The 19260-nt window shown below is 69.1% G+C and carries 19 protein-coding genes; 13 read left to right on the top strand and 6 right to left on the bottom strand.

Annotation, left to right across the window (positions count from 1 at the left end; translation table 11 throughout):
- Nucleotides 1-84 precede the first annotated feature (84 nt).
- Genes C5B85_RS13480 through C5B85_RS13445 form a run of 8 tightly spaced genes read left to right on the top strand, consistent with a single transcriptional unit; the run spans nucleotide 85 to nucleotide 8064 of the window.
- On the top strand, nucleotides 85-1365 hold the full coding sequence (locus C5B85_RS13480) for a 4-hydroxybenzoate 3-monooxygenase (protein ID WP_104286533.1): 1281 nt from the start codon (nucleotides 85-87) through the stop codon (nucleotides 1363-1365).
- A complete protein-coding gene (gene pcaH, locus C5B85_RS13475; protein ID WP_104286532.1) occupies nucleotides 1362-2165 on the top strand; it encodes a protocatechuate 3,4-dioxygenase subunit beta in 804 nt (267 codons plus the stop codon). Before C5B85_RS13480 ends, pcaH begins: the two co-directional genes overlap by 4 nt.
- Nucleotides 2158-2766 (top strand): protocatechuate 3,4-dioxygenase subunit alpha, encoded by a 609-nt coding sequence (gene pcaG / locus C5B85_RS13470; RefSeq protein ID WP_104286531.1) that lies wholly within the window; start codon nucleotides 2158-2160, stop codon nucleotides 2764-2766. Before pcaH ends, pcaG begins: the two co-directional genes overlap by 8 nt.
- Nucleotides 2763-4055, top strand: a complete 1293-nt coding sequence (locus C5B85_RS13465) for a lyase family protein (RefSeq protein ID WP_146077965.1) — start codon at nucleotides 2763-2765, stop codon at nucleotides 4053-4055. Before pcaG ends, C5B85_RS13465 begins: the two co-directional genes overlap by 4 nt.
- Entirely contained in the window at nucleotides 4052-5377 is a 1326-nt protein-coding gene (locus C5B85_RS13460; RefSeq protein WP_104286529.1) for an alpha/beta fold hydrolase, read from the top strand. Before C5B85_RS13465 ends, C5B85_RS13460 begins: the two co-directional genes overlap by 4 nt.
- Nucleotides 5370-6197 carry a CoA transferase subunit A gene (locus tag C5B85_RS13455; RefSeq protein ID WP_104286528.1) on the top strand — a complete coding sequence of 276 codons (828 nt, stop codon included), beginning with the start codon at nucleotides 5370-5372 and terminating at the stop codon, nucleotides 6195-6197. The genes C5B85_RS13460 and C5B85_RS13455 overlap by 8 nt, the downstream gene beginning before the upstream one ends.
- Entirely contained in the window at nucleotides 6197-6853 is a 657-nt protein-coding gene (locus C5B85_RS13450) for a CoA transferase subunit B (protein ID WP_104286527.1), read from the top strand. Before C5B85_RS13455 ends, C5B85_RS13450 begins: the two co-directional genes overlap by 1 nt.
- Complete coding sequence (locus C5B85_RS13445; protein ID WP_258070797.1) at nucleotides 6850-8064, top strand: acetyl-CoA C-acetyltransferase; 1215 nt, start codon at nucleotides 6850-6852, stop codon at nucleotides 8062-8064. Before C5B85_RS13450 ends, C5B85_RS13445 begins: the two co-directional genes overlap by 4 nt.
- A gap of 195 nt (nucleotides 8065-8259) precedes the next feature.
- On the opposite strand, the gene C5B85_RS13440 is transcribed toward C5B85_RS13445, so the two are convergent.
- Nucleotides 8260-8913 (bottom strand): Fic family protein, encoded by a 654-nt coding sequence (locus C5B85_RS13440; RefSeq protein ID WP_104286526.1) that lies wholly within the window; start codon nucleotides 8911-8913, stop codon nucleotides 8260-8262.
- Between the two features lie 258 nt (nucleotides 8914-9171).
- On the opposite strand from C5B85_RS13440, the gene C5B85_RS13435 reads away from it, so the two are divergent.
- Nucleotides 9172-9996 carry an SDR family NAD(P)-dependent oxidoreductase gene (locus tag C5B85_RS13435; RefSeq protein WP_181064433.1) on the top strand — a complete coding sequence of 275 codons (825 nt, stop codon included), beginning with the start codon at nucleotides 9172-9174 and terminating at the stop codon, nucleotides 9994-9996.
- A gap of 26 nt (nucleotides 9997-10022) precedes the next feature.
- Here the strand turns inward: C5B85_RS13435 and C5B85_RS13430 are convergent, their stop codons facing one another.
- Genes C5B85_RS13430 through C5B85_RS13420 form a run of 3 tightly spaced genes read right to left on the bottom strand, consistent with a single transcriptional unit; the run spans nucleotide 10023 to nucleotide 13723 of the window.
- Nucleotides 10023-11270, bottom strand: a complete 1248-nt coding sequence (locus tag C5B85_RS13430; protein ID WP_181064432.1) for an MFS transporter — start codon at nucleotides 11268-11270, stop codon at nucleotides 10023-10025.
- Nucleotides 11267-12319 (bottom strand): amidohydrolase family protein, encoded by a 1053-nt coding sequence (locus C5B85_RS13425; RefSeq protein ID WP_104286524.1) that lies wholly within the window; start codon nucleotides 12317-12319, stop codon nucleotides 11267-11269. Before C5B85_RS13425 ends, C5B85_RS13430 begins: the two co-directional genes overlap by 4 nt.
- A gap of 18 nt (nucleotides 12320-12337) precedes the next feature.
- Nucleotides 12338-13723: an APC family permease gene (locus C5B85_RS13420; RefSeq protein ID WP_104286523.1), complete on the bottom strand. Its 1386-nt coding sequence runs from the start codon at nucleotides 13721-13723 to the stop codon at nucleotides 12338-12340.
- 246 nt (nucleotides 13724-13969) lie between these two features.
- Here C5B85_RS13420 and C5B85_RS13415 point away from each other — a divergent pair, with 246 nt between their 5' ends.
- Complete coding sequence (locus C5B85_RS13415) at nucleotides 13970-14647, top strand: GntR family transcriptional regulator (RefSeq protein ID WP_104286522.1); 678 nt, start codon at nucleotides 13970-13972, stop codon at nucleotides 14645-14647.
- A gap of 525 nt (nucleotides 14648-15172) precedes the next feature.
- Here C5B85_RS13415 and C5B85_RS13405 read toward each other — a convergent pair.
- Complete coding sequence (locus C5B85_RS13405; protein WP_104286520.1) at nucleotides 15173-16153, bottom strand: aldo/keto reductase; 981 nt, start codon at nucleotides 16151-16153, stop codon at nucleotides 15173-15175.
- Between the two features lie 119 nt (nucleotides 16154-16272).
- Here C5B85_RS13405 and C5B85_RS13400 point away from each other — a divergent pair, with 119 nt between their 5' ends.
- Nucleotides 16273-16476 (top strand): hypothetical protein, encoded by a 204-nt coding sequence (locus tag C5B85_RS13400; protein WP_146077964.1) that lies wholly within the window; start codon nucleotides 16273-16275, stop codon nucleotides 16474-16476.
- 33 nt (nucleotides 16477-16509) lie between these two features.
- Here C5B85_RS13400 and C5B85_RS13395 read toward each other — a convergent pair whose 3' ends face one another.
- On the bottom strand, nucleotides 16510-16974 hold the full coding sequence (locus C5B85_RS13395) for a prevent-host-death protein (RefSeq protein WP_258070795.1): 465 nt from the start codon (nucleotides 16972-16974) through the stop codon (nucleotides 16510-16512).
- Nucleotides 16975-17124: 150 nt separating this feature from the next.
- Here C5B85_RS13395 and C5B85_RS13390 point away from each other — a divergent pair, with 150 nt between their 5' ends.
- Together C5B85_RS13390 and C5B85_RS13385 are read left to right on the top strand one after the other, a co-directional pair.
- Nucleotides 17125-18114, top strand: a complete 990-nt coding sequence (locus tag C5B85_RS13390; protein WP_258070794.1) for a fumarylacetoacetate hydrolase family protein — start codon at nucleotides 17125-17127, stop codon at nucleotides 18112-18114.
- A 62-nt stretch (nucleotides 18115-18176) separates the two neighbouring features.
- Nucleotides 18177-19169: a cyclase family protein gene (locus C5B85_RS13385; RefSeq protein WP_104286517.1), complete on the top strand. Its 993-nt coding sequence runs from the start codon at nucleotides 18177-18179 to the stop codon at nucleotides 19167-19169.
- The last annotated feature ends 91 nt before the right edge of the window (nucleotides 19170-19260 follow it).

Raw genomic sequence — 19260 nt, 5'->3', positions numbered from 1 at the left:
TTTCCACTGAGCGGAAACAGCGGCCTGCCGTGTCCGCCTCCCACGCACACTCGTCTCACCCTTCCCAACGACGAGAGGCGTTCGATGACGAGCGACGAGAGCCCGAGCCAGACTGCACAGACTGCAGAGGCCGCCGGCGTACGCCAGTCCACGCAGGTGGCGATCATCGGAGCCGGGCCGGCTGGCCTGCTGCTCGGACACATCCTGGGCCAGGCGGGTATCGACTACTGCATCCTCGAGGCCCGCGACAAGGAGTACGTGCTCGGCCGCATCCGCGCCGGCGTACTCGAACAGGACTCCGTCGACCTCCTCGCGAAGTACGGCCTCGACGCCGACCTCAAGGCCAACGGCCTCACCCACCACGGCATCTACCTGCAGCACGAGGGGGAGCGCCACCACATCGACTTCGCCGAGCTCACCGGCCGCACCGTCACCGTCTACGGCCAGCAGGCACTTGTGCACCACCTCGTCGCCGAGCACGAGCGCCTCGGCTCGCAGCTCATCTTCGAAGCCACCGACGTGCAGCCGACCCAGATCGAATCAACGGAGACCGAATCGACGCACGACGGCGACCGCGCATCCGTTGCCTATACGGCCCCGAACGGCGAGCGCATCACCCTCGACTGCGACTACATCATCGGCGCCGACGGCTACCACGGCGTCTGCCGCCGCACCTTCCCCGAAGGCACCCTCGACGTGGCCGAACGCGTCTACGACTTCGCGTGGCTCGGCATCCTCGCCGACGTCGCCCCCTCCACCGACGACCTCATCTACGCCCTCCACCGCGACGGCTTCGCCATGCACTCCATGCGCTCCAGCACCGTCTCCCGCCTCTACCTGCAGGTCAGCCCCGACGACGACATCGCCAACTGGAGCGACGAACGCATCTGGGCAGCCCTCCAGACGCGCCTCGGCACCGAGGGGTGGACCCTCACCGAGGGCCCCATCACCGAGAAGTCGATCCTGCCGATGCGCAGCTTCGTCGTTTCCACCCTCAACTACGGCCGCCTCTACCTGGTCGGCGACGCCGGCCACATCGTGCCCCCGACCGGCGCGAAGGGTCTCAACTCGGCCATCGCCGACGTTGCCCTCCTCGCCGAAGCCCTCCAAGCCCACTACGCCGGCGACGACACCGGGCTCGAGCAGTACAGCGACAAAGCGCTGGACCGGCAGTGGAAGGTGCAGCACTTCTCCCAGTGGATGACCGACATGCTCCACGTGCACCCCGCCGACGGCTCCGCCGAGCAGACCGCCTTCGACTTCCAACGCCAGCTCGGGCAGATCCGCTACGTCACCTCCTCGCACGCCGCGCAGGTCAGCCTCGCCGAGCAGTACGCCGGCCTCCCGTTCGTGGATGCACGATGAGCGCCGGACAGGAACGGCCCGAGACGCTCGACGGGCCCGTCGACTCGCTCGTCAGCCAGGCCTTCATCTCGCAGCAGATCGTGGACACGCACGCGGCGCACGCAGACGACGCCCGCAGCCACCCGCTGCGAGACTTCGCCCCGTACCGCTCGGTCGCGCTTCGCCACCCAACGCACGAACTCGTGCGCGCCGACCCCGAAGAGATCGAGCTCGTCTCGCCCGCCTTCGGGCACACGGATGTGGCCGCCGAGGAGTCCGACCTGACGATCCAGCACACCGGTGAACCCATCGGCGAGCGCATCATCGTCTCCGGCCGCATCCTCGACGGCGAAGGCCGCCCCGTGCGCGGCCAGCTCGTCGAGATCTGGCAGGCCAACGCCGCCGGACGCTACGTGCACAAGCGCGACCAGCACCCCGCCCCGCTCGACCCGAACTTCACGGGCGTCGGCCGCATCATCACGAGCGACAACGGCGAGTACCGCCTCACCACCATCAAGCCCGGCGCGTACCCGTGGAAGAACCACCGCAACGCGTGGCGGCCCGCGCACATCCACTTCTCGCTCTTCGGCACGCAGTTCACGCAGCGCCTCATCACGCAGATGTACTTCCCCGGCGACCCGCTCTTCGCGCTCGACCCGATCTACCAGTCCATCGTCGACCCCGCCGCGCGCGCCCGGCTCGTCGCAAACTACGACCACGACGTCAGCGAGCACGAGTGGGCGATCGGCTACAAGTGGGACATCGTGCTCACCGGATCGAAGTCCACGTGGATGGAACCGGAGGACGACGACCATGCCTGAACCCACGACAACCCGCCGCTCGGCGACGGTCGCGACGCACGCGCCGCTCGGCCAGACCCCGTCGCAGACCGTCGGCCCCTTCTACGGCTACGCCCTGCCCTACGAGCGTGGCGGCGAGATCGCCGCGCCCTGGCGACCCGACTCGATCCGCCTGCACGGCACCATCACTGACGGTGCGGGGGAGGCGGTTCCGGATGCGATCCTCGAGCTCTGGGGCCTCGACGCCCACGGCCATCCGGTCGCGCAGCGCGGCAGCCTCGAACGCGACGGCTACACGTTCACGGGCTTCGGGCGCACCCCCGCCGACCGCGACGGCCACTACTCGTTCACGACCATCAAGCCCGGGCGGCGGGACGCGGGCGCCGCGCCCTACCTGCTCGTCACGATCTTCGCGCGCGGCCTGCTGCACCACCTCTTCACCCGCGCCTACTTCGGCGACCAGCCGACCGAGAACGAGGCAGACGCCGTGCTCGCGGGCATCGCCCCCGAGCGCCGCGCGACCCTCATCGCGACCCCGGATGCGCCCAGCAGCTACCGCTTCGACATCCGCCTTCAGGGCGACGGCGAGACCGTGTTCTTCGACTTCGGTCAGGAGCTGTGAGCGTGTTTGGCGCTGGTTCGGCAGGACCCGGCCCCGGCCCCGGCTCCGGCTCGGGCTCCGGCACGGGCAAGGTGTCTGGCGAGGTCGGCGGCCTCGTGCGGGGCATGCTCGTCGTCGAGGCCGAGCTGCTGCGCGCCTGGGGCGACCTCGAGTCCCGCGACGTGAGCGCGGCGGCTGCGGCCGTCGAAGCCGCCGAGCTGGACGCCGACGCGCTCCGCGACGGCATCGAAGCCGACGGGGTCATCGTGCCGGAGCTGGTGCGCCAGCTGCGCGCATCCCTCGCCTCCGCCGGCGTCGAGGCCCCGCGCCTGCACGCCGGCGCGACGAGCCAGGACATCGTCGACTCTGCGAGCATGCTGCACGCGCGCGAAGCGCTCGCGGCCGTGCGCGCCGACCTGGTCTCCGCGGGCACCCGCCTGCAGGGCCTCGCCGACGCCGAACGCCGCTCGCCCCGCGTCGCCTACACGCTCGGACGACAGGCCGCCGCGAGCACAATCGGCGTGCAGTTCGCGGGCTGGCTCGACGGCGTCACCTCCGCCATCGCCGCCATCGACGGCCTCAGCTTCCCCGTGCAGTTCGGCGGAGCGGTCGGCACCGGCGAGGCAGCCGACCGCCTCGGGTCCGGCGCGCAGACCACGAGCATCCTGCGGGCGCACCTCGCCGACGGCCTCGGCCTCCACGACCCGCGCCGCGCCTGGCACGCCGAGCGCACCCCCGTGCTCGCCGTCGCAAGCGCCGCCACGGCCGTGTGCACAGCGCTCGGCCGCATCGGCCGCGACCTCGTCACCGCCTCCGGCGAGCGCGTCGGCGAGCTGTCGCTCGGCGGCGGCGGCACGTCGTCGGCGATGCCGCACAAGCAGAACCCCGTCGCCCCCATCGTGGTCGTCTCGAACGCCCTCCAAGCGCCCGGGCTGCTCGCGACGGTCGCGTCCGCCGCGGTCTCGCAAGACGAGCGGCCGGCCGGCGAATGGCACGCCGAGTGGGATGCGCTCCGCCGGCTCCTCGAGCTCGCCAGCGTCTCCGCACGGCGGCTCGCCGCATCCCTCGACCGCGTCACGGTCGAGCGCGAGACGGCGCGGCACCACCTCGCCGACTCCGCCGTCGCGGGCGCCGACCAGGTCACGCTGCAGGCCGCCAACCGAGTCGTGAACGCGGCCATCAGCCGGTTCCTGTACCAGGACGCCAGCCGCGACCGGGATGCCGACAGCGACACCGACGGCGACTCGGACGACTCCACCGCACCGGACCACTACACCAACGACGACACGAACAGCGAGGAGACGGCATGACGATCCCACGCCTCAGGGGTGCCTTCGCGCCCGGCACCCAACCAGCGTCGCAGAACGAGCTGCTGGTCCTGCTCCCATCCCTCGGCACGACCATGGCGCTCTGGGACGGCACGGTCGCGGCCCTCCGCGCCTCGACGCCGGGCAGCACGCTCCGCATCCTGCGCCTCGACCTCCCGGGCCACGGCTCCAGCCCGGCCACGGCCGAGCCGTTCACGATCGCCGAGCTGGCGGATGCAGTGCTCGACGTCGTCGAGGAAGCCGGTGGCGGTGCGTTCCACCTCGCCGGGCTGTCGCTCGGCGGGGCGGTTGCGCTCGAGCTGGCCCTCGCGCAGCCCGACCGCGTGAAGAGCCTCGCGCTCTTCTGCACGGACTCGAAGATCGGGACGGCCGAGGGCTGGAAGCAGCGCGCCGCCGCGGTGCGCGCATCCGGAACCGCGTCGCTCGTCACGGGAAGCGCCGAGCGCTGGTTCGCGCCGGGATTCCTCGAGCAGCACCCGCTCTCCGCAGCCGCGCGGTCGCTCTCGACGCTCATCGACATCGACGACGAGTCATATGCGCGCTGCAACGAGGCGCTCGCCGCCTTCGACCGCACCGCGTCGCTCGGCTCGCTGCGCGCCCCGACGCTGGTCGTGAGCGGCGAACACGACGCCGTCACGACGCCAGAGGCCATGCAGGCGCTGACCGAGCGCATCCCGAACGGGTACCACTCGACCATCGCGGGCACCGCCCACCTGGCCGCGCTCGAAGACCCGGACGCCGCCGCCCGCCTCCTCACGACGCACCTGCGCGCATCCGCTTCGCAGGGCCAGTCGACGCAGGCTGCCGCCCACGAGCAGGGGATGCGCGTGCGCCGCGAGGTGCTCAGCGACGCGCACGTCGACCGGGCCGTCGCCGGCACGACCGCCGAGACGGCGCCGTTCCAGGACTTCATCACCCGCTACGCCTGGGGCGAGATCTGGGCGCGCGACGAGCTGTCCCGCCGCGAGCGCTCGATCGCGACGCTCGCGAGCCTCGTCACCGGGTCGCACGAGGCCGAGATCCGGATGCACGTGCGCGCCGCCCTCACGAACGGCCTGTCGCGCGCCGAGATCGCCGAAGTCATCCTGCACACCGCGCTCTACGCCGGGCTGCCTCCCGCCAACGGGGCCCTCGGTATCGCGCGCGGCGTGTTCGCCGAGATTGACGCGGAGCTTGCCAGCCAGTCCGCCGCTGGCGCCGCCGCTGGCGCCGCCGCTGGCGCCGCCGCTGGCGCCGCCGGTACCGCGGCCGGCAACGGCACAGACCAAGAATCCAGCCCCAACGAAGGAGCAGAACGTGGATAAGACCTACGCCTCGGCGGCCGACGCCGTCGCCGACATCCCGGCGGGCGCATCGCTCGCGGTCGGAGGCTTCGGCCTGTCCGGCGTGCCGATCACCCTCATCCGCGCCATCCAGGCGCTCGGCGTCGACGGCCTCGAGGTCGTCTCCAACAACTGCGGCGTCGACGGCTGGGGCCTCGGCGAGTTGCTCTCCGAGGGGCGCATCCGCCGCGTCATCGCCAGCTACATCGGCGAGAACAAGGAGTTCGCACGTCAGTATCTGTCCGGCGAGATCGAGGTCGAGCTCACCCCGCAGGGCACGCTCGCTGAGCGCCTGCGCGCCGGCGGAGTCGGCGTCCCGGCCTTCTACACGGCGACCGGGGCCGGCACCATGGTCTCGGAGGGCGGGATGCCCATTCGCTACAACACCGACGGCACCGTCGGACTCGTGAGCGAGCCGAAAGAGCAGCGCCCCTTCGACGTCTTCGGGGCCTCCAAGGAGTACGTGCTCGAGACCGCCATCAGCACCGACTTCGGGCTCGTGCGCGCCGCTGTCGGCGACCGCCACGGCAACCTGATCTTCGAGAAGTCGACCCGCAACTTCAACCCCCTCGCGGGCATGGCCGGACGCATCACGATCGCCGAGGTCGACCGGCTCGTCGAACCCGGCGAGCTCGACCCCGACGAGATCCACCTGCCAGGCATCTACGTCGACCGCGTCGTCGTGCTGAGCGCAGAGCAGGCGGGCGAGCTGCCCATCGAGAAGACCACCGTCCGGCCGCGCCAAGTCGCCGGCGAATCCACTGCATCCACTGCATCCACCGACTCGAGGGGACACGCCTGATGCCGCTGACCAGGAACGAGATGGCTGCCCGCGCCGCGAAGGAGCTCAAGGATGGCTCGTACGTGAACCTCGGCATCGGGCTGCCGACGCTCATCCCGAACTACATCGACGACGGCATCGAGGTGGTGCTGCACTCGGAGAACGGCATCCTCGGTGTCGGCCCGTACCCGTGGGAGGGCGAGGCCGACCCGAAGCTCATCAACGCCGGCAAGGAAACCGTGACCGTGCTGCCCGGCGCTTCGTTCTTCGATTCGGCGGCGAGCTTCGGCATGATCCGCGGCGGCCGCGTCACCAACGCCGTCCTCGGCGCCATGCAGGTCTCGGCGCAGGGCGACATCGCCAATTGGGCCGTGCCGGGCAAGATGGTCAAGGGCATGGGCGGGGCGATGGACCTCGTCAACGGCGCCGAGCACGTGCTGGTGGTCATGGAGCACGTCGCCAAAGACGGTTCGCCGAAGATCGTCGAGCAGTGCACCCTGCCCCTTACGGGCAAGGGCTGCATTGACCGCATCATCACCGACCTCGCCGTCCTCGACGTGACGGACTCGGGGCTGGTGCTCATCGAGCTCGCGCCCGGCGTCACGGTCGACGAGGTTCGGAATGCGACCGGGGCCGCGTTCACGGTCGCTCCCACGCTTGAGGAGGCCGTCGCGTGACCGAGCTGCGCGAGGTTGTCGTCTGCTCGCCCCTGCGCACGCCGGTCGGGCGTCTCGGCGGCTCGCTCGCCCCGCTCTCGGCTCGTGCGCTCGGCGTCGCCGTGCTCGAGGCGCTCGTCGCGCGCAGCGGGCTCGACGTCAACGCTGTCGACTCGGTCATCGCCGCGCAGGGCTACCCCTCCATGGAGTCGCCCGCCTTCGGGCGCGTGGCGGCGCTGGATGCGGGCTTCCCCATCACCACAACCGGGTACCAGCTCGACCGCCGCTGCGGCTCGGGCCTGCAGGCCGTCCTGAACGCGGCCATGGAGGTGCAGACGGGCGTCGCCGACGTGATCGTCGCGCTCGGTGCCGAGTCGATGTCGAACGCTCCTCTCTATACGGAGCAGGGACGCCGCGGCACCCCGCCCGCCGGCCTCATGCTGCACGACGCGCTCGCCCGGGGCCGCGAGACGGTCGGCGGCGTCAACTACCCGAGCCCCGACGGCAACGTCGGCAGCGCCGAGCTGCTGCGGTCCGAGTACGGCATCTCGCGTGAGGCGCAGGACCGCTTCGCCCTGCAGTCGCACCAGCGGGCCGTCGCGGCGCAGGAGTCCGGCGCGTTCGACGCCGAGCTGGTTCCCGTCACCGTGCCGGGACGCAAGGGCGACGTGCTCGTCGACCGGGACGAGCATCCGCGCGCCGATTCCTCGCTCGAGGCCCTTGCGCGCCTGCGCCCGATCCTCGGGAAGAAGGATGCAGCGTCCACCGTCACTGCCGGCAACTCGAGCGGGCAGAATGACGCGGCCGCGGCGTGCATCGTGACGACGCCAGAGCGCGCCGCTGAGCTTGGGCTCACGCCTTCGGTTCGGCTGGTTTCGTGGGCGGTAGCCGGCAACGACCCGCGACTCTTCGGCGTCGCGCCGGTGCCGGCGACGTCGCTTGCCCTTTCGCGCGCAGGCCTCGGAATCGACGACCTCGACGTGATCGAACTCAACGAGGCCTTCGCCGTGCAGGTGCTCGCGTGCCTCGCCGACTGGGGCATCGACGCCGAAGACCCGCGCCTCAACCCGCGCGGCTCCGGCATCTCGATCGGCCACCCCATTGGCGCCACGGGCATCCGGATGCTCGCGACCCTCGCGAACGAGCTGCCAGCCCTCGACGCGAGCCTCGCCCTCGAGACCATGTGCATCGGAGGCGGTCAGGCCCTCGCCGCCGTCTTCGAGCGCGTGTAGTGGGGTGCGGGCGAGGGGCGTCCCTTGCTCCGCTCCCGTACCCAGCGTGCGCTCCGCCCAGCTCCCGCCCAGCTCCCGCCGAGCCCCGCTGTCCCCCCTTGGATTTCGGGATGGCGCTCGCTTCGTGCTGTGAGCATTTCCCGCACGAAGCGATTTCTCCATCCCGAAACCGTGCGCAGTGCGGGCGGCGAACCGCTACGCGAGTGGCGCGAAACCCGAGTCTCGCAGAAGCTTCTTGACTCCGTCGTGGTCGTCGAAGACATATGCGCGGGCAAGGAGGTCGTTGAAGGTCCGCGCTGGCGTCGGGTCGTCGGAGTCGACCGGAACCGACAGCAGGAGCGGTGACTGGCCGCGAATGGTGAGCGCGTTGGCGACGAACAGAGCGGTGCGCTTGTTGCCGTCCATGAATGGTTGCGCCTTCGCAAGATTCACGAAGAGATCGAGCGCCGCCTCGCGTTGGTCCTCATACGTCATCGAGGCATCGACAATGCTCTGCAGCTGAGGTTTGGAGACGGCGAGCGGTTCATGCCGACCGTGGTTGGTCTGCACGCCGATCTTCTGCTCGGCCCGCCGCAACTCACCGGGGTAGAGGGAGCCGCTCCGGGTGATCTGAGCGTTGACGTCGCGCACGAATGTCGCGTCGATCGGGCGGTGCTGCTTATCGATGATGAACTCCGCGACGTCGCGGAGGTCTTCCAGCAGCGCGAGGTCTTGCCGCGAGGTGACCCCTTCGATGCTGCCCGAACGGAGGAAGTTCTCAGTGTCGAGGCGGCCGGTAGTGAGACCGTCGAAGACCCTTCCCGCGGAGTAGACGGTGGCGGCGAGGTCGGCGGCCGTGAGTCTCGTCATCTTCGGCCCCTCTCAAACTGAACGGGTGGGTTCTTCGGCGCTGGGTGTGCTCTCCCGTCTGAGTCTAGGGGCGCGACGGGCGCGTGGCTGAGGCGGGTTCGGGGCGCGCAGGCTCCCTCCCAGAGAGTGCGGTTGTTCGCCGAGCATGCGCCGTATCGATCTCACCGATGCGCAGATCAACGATCTCTCGTATGCAGGTCGCGCGCCGCCTGCTTGGGTTGAAGCGGATGCGCAGAGCCGCGCGCCGAGAGGAGCCCCGTGCCAGAAACCGCCAGCGCCAGAGCCGGCGCCAGCAACTCAGGCGCCCCCGTCGTCGTGACGGGGGCCGCCTCGGGCATCGGCGCGGCGGTCGTCGAGCGGCTTGTCGCCGACGCCATCCCGGTCATCGCGGCCGACCTGGCTTGGCCAGCGGATGCCCCCGGGCTACCGGGCGTGCACCGGGTTGTTCTCGACGTGCGCGACCCGGAGGGTTGGGCGTCTGTCGCCAAGCTCGCCAAGCTCGCCAAGCTCGCCAAGCTCGCCGCTGCCTCGACCGCTGCCTCGACCGCAGGCTCCGGCGCGCTCGCGGGACTCGTCAACGCGGCCGGCATCACGAGGCGGGCACGAATTGCGAACGTCACCACGGAGGACTTCGAGCTGGCCTTCGCGGTCAACGCGACGGGCCCCGCCCTGGGTATCCAGGCGCTGTCCCCGCTCATGGCGAGCGGCGCATCCATCGTCAATGTCGGCTCGGCTGCCGCCGTGACTGCGCACTATGCAGTTGCCTACGCCGCGAGCAAGTGGGCGCTGCGCGGCATCACGAAGACCGCGGCGATGGAGCTCGGGCCGCGGGGGATCCGCGTGAACATCGTGCACCCCGGGTACATCGAGACGCCCATGACGGCAAGCGCGTCGGCCGCGTTCCGCGACATCAACGTGGAGCTGACGTCGCTCGGCCGCACCGGCTTGCCAGCTGAGGTCGCCGACGTGATCGCGGGCCTGCTCTCACCGGCGACGTCGTTCGTGACGGGTGCCGAGCTCGCTGTTGACGGCGGCCTCACCTCGCACGGCGGCGGGCTGCCGATCGCGCGGGCGATCAGCTGACTCACCACCTACTGCTCACTCGCCACCTACCGCTGCGCCCGTACACCGACCGGCGGCTCTTCCCGAGCCGTGTGCTCGGCCGGCGCTCCGGTGCGCTGAACGGCGAGGGATGCTCGGGCGCTTGCGATTCCGAAGCCGACCTCGAGCAGCGCGACACCCGCGAGGCCCGCGATGACAGCGGGCCAACTGATCCCGACTCCGACGAGCAGCCCGGACACGAGCGGGCCCATCGCGGCAATCGCGTAGCCCACGCCCTGCACCACCGCAGAAAATGCAGCCGTGGCTGCACTGTTCGGGGCCGTGAGCACGATGAGGGCCACCGAGATCCCGAACGCCGAACTCAGAGCGACACCGAGGACGGCCACGACCAGAGTCAGCGCCGAGAGCGGCGCGATGGCGAGGCCCACGAGGCTCACCGTGCCGAGAGTGGCCGTCGCAACCAGCATGGGAGTGCGCCAGCGCGCCCGCGACGCGAGCATGGGCGCGAAGAGCGCAGCCGGGAGGCCCGCGACGCTCATCCAGGCCAGCAACAGACCGGACTGTGCGGCGCTCGCCCCGCGATCGACCGCAATCGTCGGAAGCCAGGCTGTGAGTGCGAAGTACAGCAGCGCCTGACACGCGAAGAACCCCGTCACAGGCCAGAGGCCGCGGGCCCGCCAGATCGAGGCTCCCGCATCCGCGCCTGCTGATCGTCGGACTGGGCCAGGCGCGCCGATGCGCCGACCGAACGCGAGTCCGACGCCCAAAGCGACGAGGAGCGGGACTCCCCACGCGGCGAGCGCTTGGCCCACGTTGTCACCGAACGCGTGGAAGAGCGGAACCGAGAGGGCAGCCCCCGTGGCGGCGCTCACGCCAAACGAGGCCGTGTAAACGCCGGTCCACAAACCAGCACGGGGCGCGAGCGCGCTCCGGATGATCTGCGGCGCGAGGATACCGAGCACCGCGATCGAGGCGCCGATGAGTGCGGTCCCAACGAAGAGGGGCGCCGGACCGAGTGGACGGAGGAGCGTCGCGACCGAGAGCACGCCGAGGAGCAGCGAGAGGGACCTGGACAGGCCGAGCCTGGACACGAGCAGCGGCGCAAGCGGTGCTGCCAGCGCGAAGAGGATCACGGGAATCGTGCTGAGAACCGCAAGCGCGGTCTGCGGGAGCCCATAGCCTGCGCTGATCTCGCCAAGCAACGCGGAGGTGTTCGTGATGGGGAATCTGACGCTCAGCCCGACGGCGACGACCAGGATGCCGGCCGCGACCCCCTGACGCCGCTGCCCGTTCAACGCAGCACCCGGCCGTCGCGCACGACACGAAGAGGTGCCGGCCGGTCGACAACAAGCTGAGCAAGATTCTCGGCGGCGAACTCGAGGTGGGTGCCGCCGCGCGCATCCCACTCGGCGACGCTCGATAGGCCCATCATCTCTCCTCCGGAGATCGAGGCGATGCGGAAGGCTCGCTCCAGTTCCCCGTCGGTCATCGCGCCCGTGCGGTAGGCGAGGAGGTGGGCTCGGTCGACCATGCTGCCGGTACCAAATGGACTCCACGCATCCCGAACCCCATCGGAGCCGGCGGCCACCCGCACGCCATGCCGTTCGAACAGGTCGAGGTCGGGCACCGGGTCGGGGCCGAGCGCGCAGGTCGCGACCCAGATGCCAGCGTCGGCAACGAGATCGAGTGTCTCGCCGAGCGAGGGGAGTGCCGGGTCGCAGAGCGCGAAGGCATGGCCGATCGTGACGCGGCCTTGCCTGCCGCTGCCGATCGTGCGCCGCGCAACCTCGCGAATCTGCTCGAGTCCGCCCTCGCCGCCATCGTGCAGGTGGATGTCGAGGTCGCGTCCCGCGCGGTCTGCGAGTCCGAAGATCGCGTCGAGGTGACCGTGCAGGTCGCCCTCGATGCCACCGGGGTCGATGCCGCCGACGAGATCCGCGCCTGCATCCAGCGCCGACGCCATCACGTCGAGCGTTCCCGGATTCCGGAGGAGACCAAACTGCGGGAACGCGACGATCTGCACCGTGAGGTCGCCCGAGAGCCGTTCGGCGGCTGCCCGCACCCCCTCGACGTTCCGCGTGCCCAGCTCCGAAGACACGTCGACGTGCGCGCGCATCCCCATGGTGCCGTTCTCGAGCGCGTGTGAGAACAGCGCAAACGCACGCTCTTCGACGCTCGTTTCGTATTCGGCCTGCGTTGCGCGGTCGTTCTCGATGAGCTCGATGAGCGTCGCCGCGGAGCGCCGCGACTGCCATCGCTGGCCCCAAGAAGTCTTGTCCGGATGGATGTGCGCATCGACGAGACCCGGTGTGCGCAGCAGGGGCAGGGCGGTGGGGTCAGTCATGTGGAAGCCTTCCCGGTTTCAACGCTGGTAGGGAATCGAGGGCATGGCCTCTGTTGCGACGTCCTCGAGCTGGAGCGCGAGCGGGCCACCATTGCGCTTCCGACGTGCGACGTAGACGATGACGCCCACGAGGAGCCAGGCTGTGCCGAGCACGTAGGTGAACGGGGCAAGCGAGGTCCACAGCCAGGCGACCGACACGAACCCGATGATCGGCATGATCAGGTGCCGGAGCAGCCCCCATCCGCCGCGCAGCTTGAGATCGAAGAAGAGCACCTTGGCGGTCGCGAGGTTCACCATGGCAAACGCCACGAGTGCGCCGAAGTTGATCATGTACACGGCCTGGTCGAGAGTCACGAAGAGCGCGACCAGGGCGATGACCGAGACGACGATGGCCGCCACGTATGGAGTGCGGAAGCGTCGGTGCAGCTTCGCGAGCACCGGCGGCAGGATGCCGTCGCGGCCCATGGCGAACAGCACCCGGCTCACGCTCATCTGCGCCGCCGTGCCGCAGAGCACGATGCCGACGGTGTTCACCATCACGAACACGACCATCAACACGTCCCCACCCGCTTGCTGCATGAGCTCCGTGCCGGCCGCGTCGAGGTTGTCGAGCTTGGTCCAGTCTGGGGCGATGAGGCTACCAGCGATCGAGAAGGCCAGGTAGCCGAGCCCGGCGAAGAGCGTCGCCAGCACGATGCCCTTGGGGATCTTGCGGCGCGGATCGTGTGTCTCCTCGGCGAGCGTAGAAACGCCATCGAACCCGAGGAAGGCGAACGCCACGATTGCCGCTGCCGCGAGGATCGGCGCGAGGCCGCCGTCACCGATCGAAAGCGGGCGAGTGACCGACTCCAGCGTCAGGTCCGGGGCGTTGAGCACCGCCAGGACCAGGAACACGACGATCACGAGCACCGAGGCGATGATGACAACGAAGTTCATCCGCTTGAACCAGGTGACGCCGATGATGCTGAAGACGGCGACGATGACGATGCAGATGAGCGTGCCGACCCAGGTGGGCACCCCGGTGAACAGGCTATTGAAGTACAGGCCGAAGAGCAGGAAGTTCACCATGGGGAGGAAGAGGTAGTCGAGCAGCATCACCCAACCGGTGACGAAGCCGACGGCCGGCCCGAAGCCACGGGTGACGTAGGCGTAGGCGCCGCCGGTGATGGGGACATGAGCTGCCATGCGCCCGTAGCTGTGGGCGGTGAAGAGCATGATCACGATCGCGGCCACGTACGCGGCGGGGAGGTGCCCATCGCTGAGTTCGGTCGCCGGGCCGTAGACGGAGACGACAGAGAGGACGCCCATAGAGGCGAGCCCGTAGCCGATGAGGGCCGGGAGGCCCATTGCGCGCTTGAGGGTCCGCGGACGCGCGTCCTCAACTGTTGTGACGGTATCGGTCATGCTCAGGCTCCTTTGCTTGGGGGATGCACCGATGTCGGGCAGTGCCCGAACACGACAGATGGTATGCCAAAAATCTGGAAACGGAAATAGTTCGGCCTTGAACTGCTCATTCTTCGCTCGATGGCCCACCTTTGGTATACAAAATTGGATGCAGGGTTTCGCGTGAGCGCTATACGATGTGTGCACGGGCATCCCCACTTCTCTGGGTTGCGGCGCGGAGTGAGGCGGCGGAGAGTGGAGGGGTTGATGGTGGAGAAGGTCGGCACGGAAGAGGTGGCGGGGAATCTCGTTGGCTTGGTATCCCACGGGGAGCGCGTGTACGAATGGGTGCGCGACCGCATCATCGATGGCAGCCTCCCAACCGGGAGCAGAGTCCGAGAGCGTGAAGTCGCCGAGGAGCTTGGGGTCTCGCGCATCCCCATTCGCGAAGCGTTTCCGAGGCTGGAGGCCGAGGGCTACATTCGGACGCTCCCGCGCCGCGGGGCCGTGGTGGCGCCAATGGAGCTCGCCGACGTCATCGAGCTCTTCGACGTCCGGGCCTCGCTCGAGGTGCTCGCCGCCCGACTCGCCGCGACACGGTGCGCCGCTGGCGTGTCGGGAGCGGCCCTCCTCGCGGCCCTCGATACTGCCGACCGGGCCGTCGAGTCCTCCGACGAGTCGAGGATCGCTGACGCGACCTCAGACTTCCACGACTCGGTCGTCGAGCTGGCCGGCAGTCGCCTGCTCCAGGACCTGCTTCTGCCCGTCCAGGGTCGGGTGAAGCGGCTCTTCCACATAGCCAGCGAGCGCGACGACGGTGACGTGCACCGGGAGCACCGCGACCTCTGCGACGCGATCGTGCGCGGTCAGGTGGAACGAGCGGCCGCGCTCGCGCTCGCGCATGTCGAGCGGAGTCGGGCAGAAACCCTGCCGTTGCTGGCCTGACCGTCTTCGGGGTGGCGTCCTTCGCGGTATCCCGAAGATCAAAGTTGGCCGAATCCGAGGGATTTCGTTCGGTTCGGCTGCGTTGATTCGTGACGGTGACGGCGACTTGCCCGTGCGTGTGCCTCAGTCGACGCGTGGAGTGAATCTCGCGGGTGGGAGTTCTTCTATGCGCTTCGTGCGTCGAGATAGCTCGTTATTGCGTCACGGACTATGTCGGACTCGCGGCGGTTCTCTGCGGCGGCCAGTGCGGTGACTCGCGCTTGGGGGCTTGATCGCTGCAATGACCTCGATATGGCGATCGTTCGCCCGTGGGGGTGGCCGACGTAGACCATGGTGGTCTCGTCTGGCTCTCCATCAATTTCCTCGGCGCCAATGAAGTTCATCATGGCGTGGAGGGCGTCTGTTCTGGGCACTCCGTGCTTGCCAGCGCTCTTCGTCCACACGACTCCCATAGCGAAAAAGCAGCACAAAAAGGCGGCTACAAAACACCTCTGTCAAAAGCTGCTGCAGGGGGGGCTGGTCTCGTCACCAGCGCTCGTGCAGTGCTGCCCGGAAGAACTCGTCATAGATCTGATGCACGCTCGAGTCGAGGCCGTCGGGAAGTTCGAGCGAGCCAGCCGCGGCGTTCGCCTCTGCCTGTGTGCGGTTGCGAGCGCCGGGGATGACGCTTGTCACTCCGTCCTGCGCGGCGACCCAGGCGATGGCGGACGCAGCGGGCGAGACGCCGTCGGGAAGCGCGGCAGCGAACGCCTGCGCTGCCTCGACTCCGGTCGCGAAGTCGACGCCGGCGAACGTCTCGCCGACGTCGAAGGCGCTGCCGTCGCGGTTGTAGGTGCGGTGGTCGTCGGCCGAGAAGGTCGTGTCCTTCGCGTACTTCGCGCTCAGGAGTCCCGAGGCGAGCGGGACCCGCGCGATGATCCCGACCCCGGCATCCCGTGCCGCAGGCAGCACGCGGTCGAGGGGCTTCAGGCGGAATGCGTTGAACACGATCTGCACGGATGCGGTACCCGGCCGGGCGATGGCCGCGAGCGCTTCCGCTTCGGTCTCGACGCTGACGCCGTACGCCGCGATCGCGCCGTCTTCGACAAGCGTGTCGAGAGCGTCGTACACCGCGTCGGTCGAGAACACCGGTGTCGGCGGGCAGTGCAGCTGGACCAGGTCGAGGGTGTCGACGCCCAGGTTCCTCCGCGACCGGTCAGTCCACGCACGGAAGTTGGCGAGCGTGAACTCGGCCGGATCCTGCGGCCCGCGGCGGCCCATCTTCGTGGCGACGAACACGTCCGCACTCGAGTTCTCCCGGAGGAACTTGCCGATGATCGCCTCACTGCGACCATCCCCGTATACATCGGCCGTGTCGAAGAAGGTGACACCCGCGTCGACGGATGCGCCGAGCGCGTCGAGCGCGGCGCTCTCGTCGACATCGCCCCAATCGGCGCCGAGCTGCCAGGTGCCGAGGCCGACTATGGACACGTTGCGGTCAGTGCGACCGAGGGTTCGCTGAAGCATCCCAGACTGTATCGCGGCCGACCTGACGGGGACCCGACGGATGGGGTCGTCACCATGACTTCGCCCGGTTGAGGCAGCTCCTGACACTCGTCGTTTCGTTACTTCGTCACATTTGGGTGGTGCGTGCGAACCTGTTCCAGGAAGACGATGTCAGCGTCGACGTAGAACCAAATTCGGGCATCGCCGCGCAGGGTTGGCTTGTGTCGCCAGCGTGCGTGGACGCGACCGTCACGCCGAAGGGTGCCGAGTTCGTCGCGAACCGGATGCGGTACTCGACCTTCTTCGTCGGGCGTGGGACTGGTGCGTCCTTTGGCACGTTCTAGGGGCGTTCCACGGTGATATCAGCTTCGAGCCAGTCAGCCTGAACGGGGGTCAGCCCCGCCCCCCGCCGCGAGCGCCGATGCTGTTTCCTTCCACGCTGTGAGCTCGGCAATAGCGAGATGAGCTTGGCCGGTCGAGAAGGATGCACGCGATGCGTCGAGCAGGTCCTGCGCGCACTCGCGTTGCCCGTCTGGGCTGAGCGGCAACATCCACGGAAACATCTGTGACATTCGGTGCTCGAGCGAGCCGCGTTCATCCGTCGCAGCGGCGATGAGCCGCGCCGCGATCTCCAGAAGCTGGTCCCGAGCGTGTGACTCACGCTTCGACATGAGGACAAGATCCTCACCGTCGCGTCGAGTCACGTCGACGGGATGGTCTTCGGCCGCGGCGAAGACCTTCGTTGCGTTGCGGCTCAGGTCGGATGAGTTGAAGGTCCTCGCCTGCGAAGAGATGGGCGTGGGCGGATAGTACTTCAGAAGTAGTTCTGAATAAGGTGACACCGAGAATCTGTGGAGAACTGCAGGCCGTGAAGCGCACACCCATCACCAACCCTGATGCCCTGAATAACGCATCCCCGCTTGGCTGATGACGCCGCACGCGGTTGACTTATGTCACGAACGCACCGAAGCGTCGTGAATTGGAGACCAACCGTGACATCGTCGTCCGAAGGCCTGACCGCCGACTTCGCTCTTGCTCGCTTCAGCGTGGGGGAGGGGAAGCCGCAGCTCGGTCTTGTCGCGGCCGGCCGCATCCGCCCGATCAGCAGCGAAGAGCTCGGCGCCGACTCCCTCAACGATTTCCTCGCAGAGGCGCCAGCCTCGTGGGATCGCCTCGCGCAGCTCGCGGCAGCACGCGATGGCGCCGACTGGCTTGCCCTCGACGACGTCACCCTCGAAGCCCCCGTCGAGCCCCGCCAGGTGCTGCAGACGGGCGCCAACTACCGCACGCACGTCATCGACCTCGTCGCCGCGGGCCGCGCGAAGAACGACCCGCGCCCCATCGAGGAGCTGCGCGATTGGGCGGCCGAGATGATGGATGCACGTGCCAGGGACGGCGAGCCGTACTTCTTCATCGGCCTCCCGACAGCGGTAGCGGGTGTCGACGCCACGCTCGAGCTGCCCGGCTACAGCGACCAGCACGACTGGGAGCTGGAGCTCGCGGTCGTCATCGGGAAGCGCGCGCACCGCGTCTCGCGCGCCGACGCCCTCGAGCACGTCGCCGGCTACACGATCGTCAACGACATCTCGACGCGGGACCTCATCTTCCGCAAGGACATGAAGGAGATCGGCACCGACTGGTACCGCGGCAAGAACGCGCCGGGATTCCTCCCCACCGGGCCCTTCCTCGTGCCAGCCCAGTTCGTGACCGACCCGCACTCGCTGACCTTGAAGCTCACGCTCAACGGCGACACCATGCAGGACGCCGTCACCGACGACCTCCTCTTCGACATCCCCGCGCTCATCTCGGCAGCATCCGAGAACATGCCGCTCCTCCCGGGCGACCTGCTGCTCACGGGCAGCCCCGCGGGCAACGGCATCGTGCACGGCCGTCTCCTCCGCGACGGCGACGTCATGGTGAGTGTCATCGAGGGCCTCGGCACGCAGACCACTAAGGTGCGCGCGGAAGCGGTGTCCTCGTGACGTCCGTCACTAACGCCACAGGTGCCGCGGGAGCCCCCGCAGCCGCAGGCACGCCCGAAACCATGGGCACCCCCACCGAGAACCCGGCCGAGCTCGACCGCACCGACCCCACCACCGAGGTCGCCCGCGCCGCGCAGGCCTTCCGCAACTGGGGCCGCTGGGGCGACGACGACCGCATCGGGACCCTCAACTTCATCGACGACACCAAGCGCGCCGCCGCCGCCCAGCTGGTGCGCACAGGCCGCAGCTTTTCGCTCTCGCAGCCCTTCGATATGAACGGCCCCCAGATGGGGTGGCGGCGCCGCACGAACCCCGTGCACACGATGCTCGACACGGGCACGGATGCGCAGCTCGCGAACCAGGGGTTCCCGCACGGCCTCGGCGGGGCCGACGACGTCATCGCCATGCCGCTGCAGTGCTCTACCCAGTGGGACGGCCTCGGCCACATCTTCGACCACGGCTACGCGTGGAACGGCCGCCGCTCCGGTGAGGTCGTGACGAGCGACGGTGACCTCGTCACCGGCATCGAGCACACGGCGGCCGAGATCGTGAGCCGTGGCGTGCTGCTGGACCTCGGGAGACACCTGCGCGACAACGGCGAACTCGAGGACGGTTACGCGATCACGACCGCCGACCTCGAGTCGTGCATCCACGCGCAGGGCGCGACCTCGGCCGTGGGCCGAGGCGACATCGTGCTCGTGCGCACCGGCCGCTATGCCCGCGCCCAGCGCGACGGGTGGAACGGCTATGCGGGCGGTCCGAGCGCCGGGCTCTCGTTCACGACGGCCGGCTGGCTGCACCGCAGCGAGATCGCCGCGATCGCCACCGACACGTGGGGCTTCGAGGTGCGGCCCAACGAGTTCGACGACGCCTTCCAGCCGCTCCACCAGGTGGTCATCCCCAACATGGGCCTCACCATCGGCGAGATGTGGGACCTCGAGGAGCTCGCCGCGGCGAGCGCCGACGACGGCGTCTATGACTTCCTCCTCGTCGCACCGCCGCTGCCCATCACCGGCGCCGTCGGGTCTCCCGTCAACCCCATCGCCATCCGCTGAGCAGCCCCGCATCTCATCCCCCGCACAGCAGCCCACGGCGGCCCAGCCGCTGCTGACACAGACACCCTCATCGTCAACGCAGACGCAGAAA

The organism is Pseudoclavibacter sp. AY1F1, assembly GCF_002931075.1.
Lineage (GTDB): Bacteria > Actinomycetota > Actinomycetes > Actinomycetales > Microbacteriaceae > Pseudoclavibacter.
Note: the sequence above shows the minus strand (reverse complement) of the source record. Positions and strands in the feature narration are given on the sequence as shown.